This is a genomic window from Acinetobacter sp. 24-47-64 (genome assembly GCF_057737055.1).
The window spans coordinates 800,952-815,678 of the sequence record NZ_CM173215.1 but is presented as its reverse complement, the minus strand read 5'-3'; the positions used below and the strand labels follow the sequence as shown (position 1 = coordinate 815,678).

Annotated in this window: 15 protein-coding genes; 7 read left to right on the top strand and 8 right to left on the bottom strand. The window is 39.8% G+C overall.

Translation table 11 applies throughout. The features are described 5' to 3' along the window. Window positions 1–56 precede the first annotated feature (56 nt). The 6 genes from AC1M85_RS03935 to AC1M85_RS03910 all read left to right on the top strand — a co-directional run bounded on the left by AC1M85_RS03935 (window position 57) and on the right by AC1M85_RS03910 (window position 6,816). Window positions 57–1,943 (top strand): feruloyl-CoA synthase, encoded by a 1,887-nt coding sequence (locus tag AC1M85_RS03935; RefSeq protein WP_488213589.1) that lies wholly within the window; start codon window positions 57–59, stop codon window positions 1,941–1,943. 72 nt (window positions 1,944–2,015) lie between these two features. Then, window positions 2,016–3,155, top strand: coding sequence for an acyl-CoA dehydrogenase family protein (locus tag AC1M85_RS03930; protein WP_481590586.1), 1,140 nt, complete (start codon window positions 2,016–2,018; stop codon window positions 3,153–3,155). 48 nt (window positions 3,156–3,203) lie between these two features. Continuing rightward, window positions 3,204–4,457: an OprD family outer membrane porin gene (locus tag AC1M85_RS03925; protein WP_488213588.1), complete on the top strand. Its 1,254-nt coding sequence runs from the start codon at window positions 3,204–3,206 to the stop codon at window positions 4,455–4,457. A gap of 52 nt (window positions 4,458–4,509) precedes the next feature. Continuing rightward, on the top strand, window positions 4,510–5,043 hold the full coding sequence (locus AC1M85_RS03920; RefSeq protein WP_488213587.1) for a DUF3237 domain-containing protein: 534 nt from the start codon (window positions 4,510–4,512) through the stop codon (window positions 5,041–5,043). 22 nt (window positions 5,044–5,065) lie between these two features. Beyond that, window positions 5,066–5,452 (top strand): PaaI family thioesterase, encoded by a 387-nt coding sequence (locus tag AC1M85_RS03915; protein ID WP_481595796.1) that lies wholly within the window; start codon window positions 5,066–5,068, stop codon window positions 5,450–5,452. 14 nt (window positions 5,453–5,466) lie between these two features. Then, window positions 5,467–6,816, top strand: coding sequence for an MFS transporter (locus AC1M85_RS03910; RefSeq protein WP_488213586.1), 1,350 nt, complete (start codon window positions 5,467–5,469; stop codon window positions 6,814–6,816). Window positions 6,817–6,935: 119 nt separating this feature from the next. On the opposite strand, the gene pcaG is transcribed toward AC1M85_RS03910, so the two are convergent. From pcaG to AC1M85_RS03870, 8 genes are all read right to left on the bottom strand, one after another. After that, on the bottom strand, window positions 6,936–7,565 hold the full coding sequence (gene pcaG / locus AC1M85_RS03905) for a protocatechuate 3,4-dioxygenase subunit alpha (RefSeq protein WP_092766915.1): 630 nt from the start codon (window positions 7,563–7,565) through the stop codon (window positions 6,936–6,938). Window positions 7,566–7,579: 14 nt separating this feature from the next. Beyond that, the gene (pcaH, locus tag AC1M85_RS03900) at window positions 7,580–8,305 is read right to left on the bottom strand and encodes a protocatechuate 3,4-dioxygenase subunit beta (RefSeq protein ID WP_092766916.1); all 726 of its coding nucleotides are present in this window, start codon (window positions 8,303–8,305) and stop codon (window positions 7,580–7,582) included. 35 nt (window positions 8,306–8,340) lie between these two features. Next, window positions 8,341–8,739, bottom strand: a complete 399-nt coding sequence (pcaC, locus tag AC1M85_RS03895) for a 4-carboxymuconolactone decarboxylase (protein WP_488213585.1) — start codon at window positions 8,737–8,739, stop codon at window positions 8,341–8,343. Between the two features lie 47 nt (window positions 8,740–8,786). Continuing rightward, the gene (locus AC1M85_RS03890) at window positions 8,787–9,569 is read right to left on the bottom strand and encodes an alpha/beta fold hydrolase (RefSeq protein WP_488213848.1); all 783 of its coding nucleotides are present in this window, start codon (window positions 9,567–9,569) and stop codon (window positions 8,787–8,789) included. Next, window positions 9,566–10,924, bottom strand: a complete 1,359-nt coding sequence (gene pcaB / locus AC1M85_RS03885; RefSeq protein WP_488213584.1) for a 3-carboxy-cis,cis-muconate cycloisomerase — start codon at window positions 10,922–10,924, stop codon at window positions 9,566–9,568. Before pcaB ends, AC1M85_RS03890 begins: the two co-directional genes overlap by 4 nt. 62 nt (window positions 10,925–10,986) lie before the next feature. Next, entirely contained in the window at window positions 10,987–12,192 is a 1,206-nt protein-coding gene (gene pcaF / locus AC1M85_RS03880) for a 3-oxoadipyl-CoA thiolase (RefSeq protein WP_488213583.1), read from the bottom strand. A 23-nt stretch (window positions 12,193–12,215) separates the two neighbouring features. After that, entirely contained in the window at window positions 12,216–12,869 is a 654-nt protein-coding gene (locus AC1M85_RS03875; RefSeq protein WP_488213582.1) for a 3-oxoacid CoA-transferase subunit B, read from the bottom strand. Between the two features lie 20 nt (window positions 12,870–12,889). After that, a complete protein-coding gene (locus AC1M85_RS03870) occupies window positions 12,890–13,561 on the bottom strand; it encodes a 3-oxoacid CoA-transferase subunit A (RefSeq protein WP_488213581.1) in 672 nt (223 codons plus the stop codon). A gap of 272 nt (window positions 13,562–13,833) precedes the next feature. Between AC1M85_RS03870 and pcaU the strand changes: the two genes are divergently transcribed. Continuing rightward, a complete protein-coding gene (gene pcaU / locus AC1M85_RS03865) occupies window positions 13,834–14,658 on the top strand; it encodes an IclR family transcriptional regulator PcaU (RefSeq protein WP_481587829.1) in 825 nt (274 codons plus the stop codon). Window positions 14,659–14,727: the final 69 nt, after the last annotated feature.

Genomic DNA, 14,727 nt, shown 5'->3' with positions numbered 1-14,727 from the left:
TGAAGTCAGCTCTTTTCGTTGGAAAAGAATAGCTAAAAATACATGGAGTGAAAACAATGTCGAATATGACGGTTCATACGCATAAATACCCTGAGCGATTTGTTAAATTAGGCAGTCACGAGATTGAGTTTCAATCTAAAAATGGCACTTTGTATATTTCCCCAAAAGAACAACTTAAACCATACCCACAAAAAATTACTGACCGTTTAATTCAATATGCTCAAACACATCCCGATCGTGTATTCGCAGCAAAACGTGGTCATGATGATGAATGGATTAAGCTTACATACGCAGAAACATTAGATCGAGCATGGCGTATTGCACAAAGTTTGAAACAATATTCACATCTTTCAATTGAACGTCCTATTGTCATTCTATCTGGAAATGATCTAGAGCATCTTACTTTGTCAATGGGAGCAATGCTTGCAGGGATTCCATTCTCCGCAATTTCTCCTGCCTATTCACTTATTTCTAAAGATTTTGGCAAGCTCAAACATGTGTTTGATGTTCTAACACCAGGTTTGGTTTTTGCTAATGATGGTCAAGCTTTTGCTAAAGCGATTGAACATTGCTGTGATACAGATGATATTGTGATCGTTACGAATTCTGGAAAATTTGGTGAGAAAAATTGCCTTGCTTTCTCTTCACTCCTCTCCTCTGAAATTAGTGATATTAAAGATCATTATGAGACCATTGATGAACATCAAATAGCGAAATTTCTATTTACATCTGGCTCAACTAAAATGCCGAAAGCGGTACCTACAACGCATCTAATGCTATGTACCAATCAACAGATGCTGCTTCAGACCTTCCCTGAGTTTGAAGAGACCCCCCCAGTATTAGTTGATTGGTTAGCATGGCATCATACTTTTGGTGGCAGTCATAATGTAGGAATCGCATTATATAACGGCGGCACAATTTATATTGATGACGGCAAGCCAGTTCCAGGAAAGATGGAAGAAACCATCAGGAATCTTAAGGAAATTGCACCTACTGTGTATTTAAACGTTCCTAAAGGATGGGAAGAAATAACCGTAGCTCTTGAACGAGATGCTGAGTTACGCGAAAAATTTTTTAGTCGAGTTAAAATTTTGTTTTTTGCTGGTGCTGCACTATCAGAAGCTGGTTGGAACAGACTTGATCAAATCGCGCAGTCACACTGTGGAGAACGTATTCGTATCATGAGCGGTTTGGGGATGACTGAGACTGCACCATCATGTGTGTTTACAACTGGTCCCAAAGTAATGGCTGGGTTCATTGGATATCCAGCTCCAGGTTGTGAAGTGAAATTAGTTCCTTATGGTGACAAACTTGAGTTTTGTGTTCGTGGTAAAAATGTCATGAAACATTACTGGCGTCTGCCTATGGAACAACAAGCTAATATCTTTGATGATGAAGGCTTTTATCGCACTGGGGATGCAGTGAAGTTAGTGGATCCATCCGACCCGAGTCAAGGACTCATGTATGATGGCCGTATAGCTGAAGATTTTAAGTTGAATACAGGTACCTTTGTCAATGTTGGAACTTTACGCAATAAAGTTCTCATTACAGGTAATCGACTTATTCAAGATGTATGTATCACCGGTTCTAATTTAAGTGCGATTGGATTTTTAATATTTCCCAAAATTGCAGATTGCGCTGAGTATGCAGGATTAGATTTAAGTCTAGTGGATACTAAAGAGGTGCTTCTACACCCTAAAGTTCAACAGTGGTTTAAGCAGTTTTTAATTGATTTCAACAAAGATGCGACAGGTAGTTCAAACACTGTTTCAATGCTTTACCTCATGATTGAACCTCCATTTCTTGATGCAGGAGAAACCACTGATAAAGGCAATCTCAATCAAAGTGGTATCTTGAAACGTCGCATAGCAATGGTGGAAGAGTTATACGAAAAAAACATTAATAATCCTCTCATTATTCGCATTCCAACCCTTAGAAATTAACTCAACTTTTTTATTCAGCAGCGTTTAGTCAAACGCTGCTTAGACAGTTGCATTCAAAATTAGGATAACGCTATGCAGAAAGATAGTGATTTTGAGCTGTTTCGGGACAATTATCGACGCTTCCTAGCAGAGTTTGTCGCCCCATATTATGAGTCATGGGAAGAGCAAGGACTCATGCCTCGACAAGTTTGGGATCAACTTGGACAAAATGGATTTTTATGCGTCGATGTGCCTGAACAATATGGAGGTTACGGCGCACCGATATATTATTCACAAATGATCGTTCAAGAAACGGCTCGAGCGGGCTTCTCTGCGTTAGCCGTTGCAATCGGTGGTCAGAGTGAACTTGTTTCACCCTATATCCAGAATATTGGAAGTGAAGATCAAAAACAATATTGGTTACCTAAAATGGTATCCGGTGAAGTTGTTACAGCTATTGCAATGACTGAAGCCAATGCAGGTTCAGACCTACAAGCCATCCGCACTCAAGCCTTATTAGATGGCGATCATTATGTGGTAAATGGCTCAAAAACGTTTATATCGAATGGTCAACATGCAGATCTCATAGTTTTAATTGCTAAAACTGATCCTCAAGCAAGAGCTAAAGGTATTTCGATTTTATTGGTGGATGCTCATTTAGATGGAGTAAAAAAAGGTCGTGGTCTAAAAAAAATTGGACTTCAATCTCAAGACACTGCCGAATTATTTTTTGACCAAGTCAGAGTTCCTAAAGACCAATTATTAGGTCAGGAAGGTCAAGGCTTTAGCTATCTCATGCAAGAACTTCCACGTGAGCGTTTGAGTATTTCTCTCATGGCATTAGGCGCTTTGCAAGGTGCTTTAGAAATTACTCAAGAATATGTCCTCGAACGTAAAGCTTTTGGACAATCAATTGCACAATTTCAAAATACTCGTTTTGTAATCGCTCAAGCCAAAATTAAAACTCTAGCAGCCGAAGCCTTTGTCGAAAAATGTAAGTCGCTTTATCAACAGGGAGTATTGGATGTAAGCGAAGTTGCGGCATTGAAATGCTTCATCACTGATACCCAATGTGAAGTCATTGATCAACTTCTGCAATTGTTCGGGGGATATGGATACATGCGGGAATATCCAATATCTCGATTTTATGTCGATGCACGTGTTCAAAAAATTTATGGGGGAACCAATGAAATTATGAAAGAAATCGTTGCAAGAGAACTTTTAGGAAAATAACACAAAGATTACCTCTATGTATTAATACTATTTCAGGATGAAATAAAGATGAAAAAATTATGGATCACACCACTTCTATTATGTACCGCTCCAGTATTTGCAAATAATTTTATCGACCAAAGTAAAGTCGAATTAACTGCACGTAACTTCTACTTTGACCGTGACTTTAAAGTTGAGAATAGATACCCCGCATTAAGAGACTGGACACAAGGATTTATCTTTAAAGCGCAATCTGGATTCACCGATGGAACGATTGGTTTTGGTTTAGATCTATTAGCGACCGCAGGTTTTAAACTGGATGCTGATGCTAAATATGGAGGCACAGGAAACTTAATTCGTTCCTTGGCAACCAATGAGCCTGCAGATCAATATGGTGAAGTTGGAGTCACTTTAAAAGCTAAAGTTTCTGAAACCGAGGTACGTATAGGGACTCTTCAACCCATGACCCCTGTTTTAGTCGGCTCTCCAGCACGACTTTTACCTCAAACGTATCGAGGTGTTGCAGTTCAATCTAAAGATATTCAAGGTCTGGATCTCCAAGCATCCTATATTGATGAAGTCAATCAACGTGATTCTACAAATTATGAAGCTATAAAGATCTCTGGAGTAAATGGTCGTTATATTTCTGAAGAAACAGATTATTTGTATTACTTAGGTGGACATTATGACTTGACTCATAATCCATTGCGGTTGACTGCATTTCATATGGATGTTAACGACTTATATCGCCAATCGTTGTTAGGCATAACCTATAAATATCCAATCTCAAATCACTCCACTTTTACAACACAGTTGCGTTACTACATTAGCGATGAAGATGGGACTGCTAAAGCGGGTTTAGTTGACAATAATTTACTTCATAGCCATTCAGAACTTCAACACCAAAACCATAAGTTTATCTTTTCTACATTTCACCACTTTGGAGATACTGCTTTTCCATACTTAACTGGAGGAGAAACTGGACTAGCAATTGATACTTGGACTGGTGAGTTTTTGAATGCGAAAGAGCGTGTTTATAGCCTGCGTTATGAATACGATTTTAAAGACTATATCCCAGGTCTTCGTTTTATGACCCGCTATACCCATGGTAGCAATATTTACGCACCACAGTTGGGTGGTACAGATTTTTCGGAAGATGAATTGGATTTTGATCTAGCTTACATAGTTCAAAATGGCCCACTAAAAAATTTAGGTTTACGCGCGCGTTACGCGATCTACGATAATGATATGCCAATTACCGCCAATATTAAGCCGGCCAATGAAACTCGTATCAATATTGATTACACGTGGAAATTTAAATAATAACAAAAGGGTTCTTTACTGAGGAACCCTACCCTCTCTAAGGATAATAAGTATGAAATATTTAATCGGCTTATTGGTCTATACCACCACTACATTAAGTTTGGCAAATACCCAATATTCACCACAACCCATAAAACTTGAACCCCTTGCGACATTCAATGTTGAACTCACATCCCCAGTTTGGGAACTCGGTAAAACTTCAGATTTAGGGCAAAGACGCATTATCCCAATCACTGGAGGAACTTTTTCTGGACCAAGTTTGAAGGGGCGTATTCTTAACAATGGTGCAGATTGGCAAAAGGTCGATAGCAAAGGTTTGGCATATATAGATACGCGCTATTTATTAGAAACTGATGATGGTGCTCTGATTTATTTACAAACTAAAGGTTATCGCCATGCTTCACCACAAGTACTAGAACAATTAAGTCGTGGTGAAGATGTTAATCCCACTCAATATTACTTCAAGTTAACCATGCAGTTTGAAACTAGCTCAGAAAAATATGCATGGTTAAATCAGACAATTGCAGTTGGAAGTGCAATGCGTCTCGGAAAAGCCGTGATCTATGATGCATTTGCAGTGAAATAAATATTAAAAGGAGTACTTTTCAATGGACGAACAAGTTTTATCTAATTTACCTCCTATTCATCATTTATTGGGTGGTCATCAACTTCACTGGGACAAGGAAAAGCGAGAAATTTCAGTTCAATATACTGCTCTTGAAAGTTTTACTAATCCTAGGGGAAGTGTTGAAGGAGGCATGGTCTGTGCCATGCTTGATGATGCAATGGGCATTTTAGCTGCCTTAAATCAAACAGAAAAACCAGCTGCCACAATTAATTTAACAATTGATTTCTTCAGACCATGTGAAGTTGGTGAAGTATTGGCAAAAGCGTGGTTCATCAAAGAAGGACGTAAAATTTTAAGCATTGAAAGTGAAGCTTGGCAGCATGGAAAGTTAGTGGCAAAAACCAGTGCTGCATTTATGGTTCTATAAGGATTAAAAAAAGAATGGATATCTTAAAATTAAAGGACTGTGTCGATAACGACAAAATAAGTTCATATCAAAAATTCGTCGTTTTTTTCTGTTTTATTTTATACATTATCGATGGATTCGATTTCATGATAATGGCTTATTTGGCAAGTTCAGTTGCCAATGAGTTTTCATTAACTGGTACTAATATAGGAACTTTAATTAGTGCTGGTTTAATTGGTATGACCGTCTGTTCATTTTTACTTGCACCTCTCGCAGATAAAATCGGTAGACGTAATTTAATTAACCTTTGTCTATTAATCTGTGGTTTGAGCATGTTTGCATCTGCATTTGCCACCGATTTTAAGCAATTGGTTCTGTGCAGATTTTTCACTGGTGTTGGTATTGGTGGTGTTCAAATCAGTGCTATGATTTTGGCCAGTGAATATTCTCCGACTAAATATAAAAGTTTTAGTGTTGGGATATTATCTGCCGGTTATGGGATTGGAGCAATTAGCGGAGCACTACTTGCTGTATATAGCTTAGAAAGTATCGGTTGGAGACAAGTATTTCTAATTGGTGGATTCGTTACTACATTTGCTTTTCTGTGCTCATTGAAATTTTTACCAGAATCGATCGATTATTTGTTGCTGAAACAACCAAAACATGCTTTGGAAAAATTGAATCAAATTTTCTCTAAAATGCATAAAAAACCAATTCTCACACTCCCCAAAGCATATGTAGAAAATCAAAAGTCTTCTTACGTAGAAATATTTAACCACAAGTATTTAGTTAAATCCCTTGTATTATGGGTTTCTATATTCTTTATTCTTTTTGGTTTTTATTTCGTGATGGGCTGGACACCTAAAATTCTAAATAGTTCTGGTCTAGATAACTCATTATCTATTAAAACTGCCATGATGATCAGCGTGGGTGGTATTTTAGGTAGTTTTATCATTGGTGTTCTTAGTTCTAAAGTCAGCGTATACATCAATCAAATTGCCTTTTTAATCCTCACGTACGTATGTATTTTATTGTTTGTGAACAATACAGATAATTTAAATATATTAATCATCGTTGCCACAACGCTAGGATTCTTTATTAATGGCTGTTTAGCTGGAATCTATGCCATTTCTACACAGCTCTATGAGGCAGATGTACGATCAACAGGCGTGGGGATTGCAACTGGTGTTGGTCGTTTTGGTGGTATTTTCTCTCCAATTATTGCGGGATACTTTTTAGACCTAGGAAACTCGCCTTTAGAATTGTACGGAAATTTTGGTTTTGCATTTGTTTTAGCAGCTATTGCCATTTTGATCATCTATAAGTTAAAACAAAGATCCGTAGTAAATACACCATATGTCGTTTTACAAAAAGAGCCTCAATAATTTATGCTCACGAATATATAACTTTGTATTGTTAAGATAAGTTGTTTCATCAAAATCTATTGATAGAAACAACAAAAGGTCAGTGAAATCACTGACCTTTTTAATTTCTTGTTTAAAGTTTAAATATCAAAGAATACAGTTTCATTTTCACCTTGAATACGAATATCGAAACGATAAACGATCTGACCATCACGCTCTTCACGCTTAGCAATGAGTGTTTGACGACGTGGTGCCCACTCAATACCATTCAAAATTGGGTCTTTCGCATTCGCTTCAGCTTCATCCTCGAAGTAAACTCGAGTATGTAAACCTAAATTGATACCACGCGCAAAAATAACCAGCGCGATATGTGGTGCTTGCTGTGAACCCTTACGTCCAGGAACAGCACCTGGTTTGATCGTATCGAAGCTCCAAAAACCAGTGTCAAAATCCGCACCCGCTCTACCCCAACCTAAAAAGTTTGGATCTGGCTGCTTCCCTTGCGTATCCTGCTGACTTGGATAAACACCATTGGCATCAGCTTGCCAAATTTCTACGAGTACATCGCGAAGTGGTAAACCCAAACCGTCAAAAACTTGCCCTTCGAGGCGAATACGTTCACCTTGAGTGCCATCTTTCACCATTTGATTATTGAAGCTATGCTCAAATACTTCTATACCAGCTTGATTAGGCATTAATCCAATATGGACATATGGACCACCTGTTTGAGATGGTGTTTCATGTAATTCTTCAAATTTCCAGCCATTCATCCTGATGCTCCCTATCAAGTCAAATCATTTTCAAAATATGTCGCACGACGACCACGTAAAGTAATGTCAAAACGATAGCAACGACTATCTGCTTCAATAAAGTTGCTCTTGTCTTCGAGCGCAATTAAAGCTCTTCGCTGTTGTTCTGAAGGAACAGTTTTTAAAATTGGACAGCTATCAATTAATGTATCGCCTTCAAAATAAAACTGGGAAATCAAACGCTGTGCCCAGCCATCTGCCATCACAGAAAAATGGATATGTGCTGGACGCCACTCATTGATACGGTTACGCCACGGATAAGGTCCTGGTTTTATCGTTCTAAAAATGAAGAATCCATTTTCATCTGTGAGCATTCGACCGCAACCACCAAAGTTAGGGTCCATAGCTCCCACATACTGATCATTTGGATGGCGATAACGTCCTGAGGCATTCGCTTGCCATACTTCAATCAAAGCATTTTTAACAGGACGACCAAATTGATCACGTAAATAACCATGAATAATGACGCGTTCACCAACAGGTAAACCATCTTTTGCATAATTTAAAATTAAATCATTGTCTTTAGGACCCAATAAGTCTGCGCTAAAGTGAGGTGCAGTAACCTCGGTTAATGTTTGCGCAATCGAAATCAGTGCATTTTTCGGGGAACGTAATACACTGGTTTTATATCCCGGTGCATATGCTGGTGGATGATCATCTGTATTTCGCTGTGCATAAGCACCCATCAGAATTTGAGACATGAATCTCTCCTTATTCAATTTAAAATATCGTCCGTTTATTTAATTTTCTCAGGCGAAATGCCTAACTCTGCAAATACTTCTTCTGCCATATGCATTGCAGCATTGGCTGCAGGAAGTCCTGCATATAAAGCCGCATGCAAAAATAATTCTTTAAGATCATCTTTAGTAACGCCATTGTTGAAACAAGCACGAATATGCATTCTGAGCTCTGCTTCACGCCCCAATGCAAGTAAGATTCCAATCGTCACCAAACTACGTGTATGTCTTGGCAATCCTGGTCGTGACCAAACCTCACCCCATGCAAAACGACTAATGAAGTTTTGAAAATCAGCATTAAATTCATTTAAATTTTCAAGTGAACGCCCGACATGGGCTTCACCCAAGACTTCAGTACGGACTTCTAGCCCCTGCTTATAACGTTCTTCATCATTCATGAGGTTGTTCCTCTTTAAAATTGAAATTATTTGATGTTCAGATGTGCTTAAGACTGAATAAAAGCAAACAATGCTTGGTTAAATTCAACTGGTCGCTCAATATTGGATAAATGCGATGCATCTATGACTGCAAGTTGACAGTCAGGTATATGTTGTTTTAAAAACTCACCATCATTCACTGTGGTCACAGGATCTAAGCCGCCACATAATGCCAAACAAGGCACAATAATTTTTCCAAGTTGATTGCGTAAATCCGTCTGAGCTAAAGCACGACAAGAGGCTGCATAGCCTTTAGGCTGAGTGACAGACAAACTCTGAATGGTTTTTTGAGCTGTCACATCGTGTAAATAATCAAACTGTTCACTAAACCAACGCGTATGTGTAGTACTGACGATATCAGCCAAACCATTTTGTTCAACCGCATCTGCACGACTCAACCATGCCTCGGCATTTCCAATTTTTGCTGCTGAATTTGCAATCGTAATAGAGTTAAAACGCTCTGGTGCAATTATGCCTAATTGAATCCCAGTAACTCCCCCCATGGAGATACCACAAAAATGCGCTTTTTCTATAGAGAAATGATTGAGTACATCAAGGACATCATTGGCCAAATCAATGATTGTGGTATTTTCAATGACACTACTTCTTCCATGACCACGTGTGTCATAGCAAATCACATCATAATCTTTGGAAAAATAATCAATTTGGGCTTGCCACATGCCATGATCAGTGCCCAGTGAGTTTGAAAAAATGATGCTTGGTTTTGTATCGTCACCAAAACGATAGACCGCAAGCTGCTGACCATTACGATTATTGATTAATGTCATTATGGTGTACTTCCTTGAACGCTCTCTAGTACCGCATCTATTTGTGCTTGAGTATTTCCTAGATAATGTTGCGGATTAAAAATCTGACGGAGTTGATCTAGATCAAAAATAGCTAATATTTCTGGATTATTTTGTACAACATCGAGTAAGTGTCGTTGTTCGGCAACTGCTTGCTTACAAGCAGCTTCCACAAGATGATGTGCATTCAATCGACCCATCTGAGGTGCGAGTGACATCATCAGTGCTTCAGCCATGATTAATCCTTGCGTGCACTCTAAATTTCTGAACATATTTTCAGGATCTACTTCTAATCCCGTAAATACATCGATTGCTCTACTTAAACTACCCGCCGTCAGTTGAAATAACTCTGGTAACGCTAGCCATTCAGCATGCCATGCACCTAAACTTCGTTCATGTTCTTGTACTAAGCTTTGGTAGATACTTGACATTAATGCAGGGACGCGATTTGCAGCGGCTAGAATTGAAGCAGCTGCAACAGGATTACGCTTATGAGGCATCGTCGATGACCCTCCACGCCCAGCACCACTCGGTTCAAACACTTCTGCAATTTCTGTTTGCATCATGAGTGACCAGTCACGGGCCATCTTGCCCAAGTTTCCTGTAATCGTTGCAAGTACATGTGCAATTTCGGCTACACGATCTCGTTCCCCATGCCATGTACATACGGGTGTATTTAAACCAAGTTTTTGTGCGTAGGTACTCACTACAGCCGAACCATATTCAGTTAATGAAGCTAAAGTACCTACCGCACCACCTAACTGCGCTGTTAAGACATGTTGCTGTAACTGCTGAACACGCTTTAAATCTCGATCTAAACTAGAGAGCCACCGTGCTGTTTTATGTCCAAAGGTAAGAGGTAAACCTTGTTGCAACCATGTACGTCCGATCATCACCTGATCACGGTATTGAATCGTCAGTTTTTTAGTTGCCTGAATAGCCTGGATAAGTTGCATTTCGATCAGCTGTAACGCATCTTGAGCTTGCAGCATAAAGGCCGTATCAATGATATCTTGGCTGGTCGCACCCCAATGCACATAACGAGAAGCATCTTCATTGATTTTTTTCACAGCAGCAGTGAATTGCTTTACGAATGGAATTGCAATATTGCCAGCGAGACCACTGGACTGTGCCAAATGATCAAAATTAATAATGGAATGAATTTCTTGTTCTGCAACACGTTGAATCGTTTCAGCAGCAATTAAGGGAATAACACCAACTTCAGCTTGAGCTTGAGCCAGTGCAACCTCTGCACGCAACATATATTTTACGAGTGCTTCATCACTAAATATGATATTTACATCATTCTGATAAAACAAACTTGCATATAACTGACTCATAACTTATCCCTATTACGCTTCATCATGTGTTTCACCATAAAGCGTCTGTCCAAAAATTGCTGTTAAACTTTTTCAATAATTAAAGCGATGCCTTGACCCACACCGATACACATAGAGCACAATGCATATTTGCCACCAGTTGCTTCAAGTTGATTCAGTGCAGTCGTCACCAAACGCGCACCTGATGCACCCAATGGATGACCTAATGCAATAGCACCACCATTTGGGTTTACACGTGCATCATCGTCGGCTAAACCTAGGTCACGTGTACACGCCAATGCTTGTGCTGCAAACGCTTCGTTCAGCTCAATCACATCCATTTGCTCTAGTGTTAACCCTGTTTGAGCCAGTAACTTTTTAATCGCAGGTGCAGGACCAAAGCCCATAATGCGAGGTTCAACCCCAACGGTGGTTGCACCAATCACTTTGGCACGAGGCTTTAAACCATATTTTTCTACAGCTGCATCAGAAGCAATCAGAATCGCAGCAGCACCATCGTTAATGCCTGATGCATTACCTGCGGTTACTGTACCGTCTGCTTTTACAACAGGTTTTAACTTGGTTAACGCTTCTAAAGTGGTTGAGGCACGAGGATGTTCATCTTTTGCCACCACAACTGCATCACCTTTACGCTGTGGAATAGTCACAGGCACGATTTCTTGATCAAAGAAACCGCGTGCTTGTGCAGCAGCCGTACGTTGTTGGCTGGATAACGCAAATTGGTCTTGATCAGCACGGCTAATATTGAACTGTTCAGCCACGTTTTCAGCCGTTTGCGGCATGGTTTCAACACCATACATTTCTTTAAGCTTCGGGTTGATAAAACGCCAGCCCATGGTGGTGTCTTCAATCTTTTGACTACGACCAAATGCACTCTCAGATTTACCCATCACAAATGGAGCACGTGACATGGATTCAACACCACCTGCCACAATCACGTCAGCCTCACCAGCTTTAATGGCACGCGCAGCCATTGCTACGGTATCGAGTGATGAACCACATAAACGGTTGACTGTGGTTGCAGGTACTGTATAAGGAATACCTGCTAAAAGCGCCGACATACGACCGACGTTACGATTATCTTCACCGGCTTGGTTGGCACAGCCAAATAAAACGTCATCGACGACATTCCAATCCACAGAAGGGTTACGTTCCATTAACGCTTTTAATGGCACTGCACCTAAGTCATCCGCACGGACAGGTGCTAAACCACCGGCATAACGACCAAAAGGCGTACGGATGGCATCAATGATGTATGCGTTTTTCATAGTGTAAGATCCTAAAACCAGTCTTAAGCCTGAGTGGCATCAATGAGTTTGGCACCCGTCATCGATTGAAGCTCTTCAAAAGATAAGCCTTCAACTTTCTCAATGACTTTCATGCCATCTGCCGTCACATCAATCACACAAAGGTCCGTATAAATGCGGTCCACACATTTCAAACCTGTCGCAGGATAAGTCAGCTCAGCAACGATTTTAGGCTCGCCTTTTTTCGTCACATGATCGGTGGTAATAAAGACTTTTTTCGCACCCACGGCTAAGTCCATTGCACCACCCACAGCAGGGATGGCATCAGGTGCACCGGTATGCCAGTTTGCAAGATCACCATTTTCAGCGACTTGGAAAGCACCCAAGACTGCGATGTCTAAATGACCACCACGCATCATGGCAAATGAATCACCATGATGGAAGAAAGCTCCGCCTTCTAGCAGGGTTACAAACTCTTTACCCGCGTTAATTAACTCAGGGTCACGGTCTTCTTCCGCAGGGGGTGGACCAAAGGCCAATAAACCATTTTCAGAATGTAAAAAGACATCTTTGTCAGAAGGTAAGTAACTCGAGATTTTAGTTGGTAAACCAATCCCAAGGTTGACATAAGCACCATCAGGAATATCTTGTGCAACACGTTCAGCAATTTGATCACGGGTTAATTTTTGATAACTCATTTTATTTCTCCAATCTCAAATTACTGTGCAGGTTGAACTTGTACAACGTGTTGTACAAAGATCCCAGGGGTGATGATGTGTTCAGGATCTAAGGCACCGAGTTCCACGACTTCTGATACTTGTGCGATGGTGATATCTGCTGCCATGGCCATAATTGGACCAAAGTTACGTGCAGATTTACGGTACACCAAGTTCCCCCAGCGATCGCCCTTATGCGCTTTAATAAACGCAAAGTCAGCTTTGATTGGATTTTCTAAAATGTAGTCTTTACCTTCATAATTCATGGTTGGTTTGCCTTCAGCAAGCAAAGTACCAAAACCTGTAGGTGTGTAGATTGGACCTAAGCCCATACCCGCCGCTTGAATACGGCAAGCCAAGTTGCCTTGCGGTACAAGTTCTAACTCGATTTTGCCTGCACGGTAGAGTTCATCGAAGACATAAGAGTCAGACTGACGAGGAAAAGAACAGATGATTTTACGTACAGCGCCTGCTTGTAACAGTTTAGCCAAGCCGTAATCACCATTACCTGCGTTGTTGTTGACGATCACTAAGTCTTTAATACCGAGTTCAATTAAGCCATCGATGAGTTCAGCAGGCTGACCTGCGGTACCAAACCCACCAATCATAATGGTTGAACCGTCTTTAATTTGGGATAAAGCTTCAACTAAAGACTGTGACGATTTATCGATCATCCAACAACTCCCTCTGTACAACATATTTTAATATTTGGGGAATCCACGATTAGCGCAATTTCAATCTGGACGGAGATTGAAATATGCAACTAAATCGCTTGGATTCCGACACTCCATTCTTGATAAATTAAAAAGCTTGAGCTACCTTGAAAAAAGGTTTTTGTACGATTTACAGATTTTTTGTTCGATGATCGAACAATATCTTGAGTATATTGCTCAAGATTCTAAATCAGCATTAATAATTCAATTTTTAAAATAGCAAGGAAAATGCTGTGTCTACAGAATCAGACTCAAGGAACAGACAACTTCAAAATCCAGATAATAAAAAGTGGATTCGTCATGAAGACTTTATTGCAGGTATCAGCAAAGGACTGGCTATCCTAGATTGTTTTGCAAATGACCGTCACCGTTTAAATGTGACCATGGCTGCAGAAAAAACAGGGTTGACTCGAGCCGCTGCAAGGCGACATTTAATGACTTTAGAATATTTAGGTTATTTAGAATTTGATGGTCATTACTATTATTTAACACCTAAAGTTTTAAAATTTTCAGGTGCATATTTAAGTGGTGCACAGCTGCCTAAAATTGCTCAGCCATTGTTGAATTTACTCACTCAGCAAACCTCTCTCATTTATTCCGTGATGGTATTAGATGGCTACGAAGCTATTACGATTGCACGTAGTGCAGCGCATCAACAGACTGATCGTGTTAATCCTTATGGATTACATTTAGGTAATCGACTACCCGCTCATGCGACATCTGCAGGGAAAATTTTATTAAGTTATTTATCCAAGGAAGCACAACAAGAATGGTTGGAAAAATATCCACTCAAAGCACTCACCAAATATACGTATACCGATAATGAGAAATTTATAAAATTATTAGCAGAAGTTAGAGCTGATGAATATTGTTACTCAGCTGAAGAACATGAGTTAGGCGTACATGCTTTGGCTGTACCTATTCACAATCATCGTGCTGATGTTGTCGCAGCATTGAACATTGTGTCACCGACAGGTAAAACCAGTAAGGAATATTTAATTCAGTATATTCTGCCCTTATTACAGCAAACCTCGATTGAATTTAGACAATTTGTTTAATAAAAAAACACACCAAATTGTGGAGCAATTTGGTGTGTGCTAAAAATTAGCCAATGGATTAAGCTTGAC

Bases quoted from the DNA above. Each gene is read 5' to 3' on its own strand.
- AC1M85_RS03935 (WP_488213589.1), top strand. From the start codon at position 57: ATGTCGAATATGACGGTTCATACGCATAAATACCCTGAGCGATTTGTT.
- AC1M85_RS03930 (WP_481590586.1), top strand. From the start codon at position 2,016: ATGCAGAAAGATAGTGATTTTGAGCTGTTTCGGGACAATTATCGACGC.
- AC1M85_RS03925 (WP_488213588.1), top strand. From the start codon at position 3,204: ATGAAAAAATTATGGATCACACCACTTCTATTATGTACCGCTCCAGTA.
- AC1M85_RS03920 (WP_488213587.1), top strand. From the start codon at position 4,510: ATGAAATATTTAATCGGCTTATTGGTCTATACCACCACTACATTAAGT.
- AC1M85_RS03915 (WP_481595796.1), top strand. From the start codon at position 5,066: ATGGACGAACAAGTTTTATCTAATTTACCTCCTATTCATCATTTATTG.
- AC1M85_RS03910 (WP_488213586.1), top strand. From the start codon at position 5,467: ATGGATATCTTAAAATTAAAGGACTGTGTCGATAACGACAAAATAAGT.
- pcaG (WP_092766915.1), bottom strand. From the start codon at position 7,565: ATGAATGGCTGGAAATTTGAAGAATTACATGAAACACCATCTCAAACA.
- pcaH (WP_092766916.1), bottom strand. From the start codon at position 8,305: ATGTCTCAAATTCTGATGGGTGCTTATGCACAGCGAAATACAGATGAT.
- pcaC (WP_488213585.1), bottom strand. From the start codon at position 8,739: ATGAATGATGAAGAACGTTATAAGCAGGGGCTAGAAGTCCGTACTGAA.
- pcaB (WP_488213584.1), bottom strand. From the start codon at position 10,924: ATGAGTCAGTTATATGCAAGTTTGTTTTATCAGAATGATGTAAATATC.
- pcaF (WP_488213583.1), bottom strand. From the start codon at position 12,192: ATGAAAAACGCATACATCATTGATGCCATCCGTACGCCTTTTGGTCGT.
- AC1M85_RS03875 (WP_488213582.1), bottom strand. From the start codon at position 12,869: ATGAGTTATCAAAAATTAACCCGTGATCAAATTGCTGAACGTGTTGCA.
- AC1M85_RS03870 (WP_488213581.1), bottom strand. From the start codon at position 13,561: ATGATCGATAAATCGTCACAGTCTTTAGTTGAAGCTTTATCCCAAATT.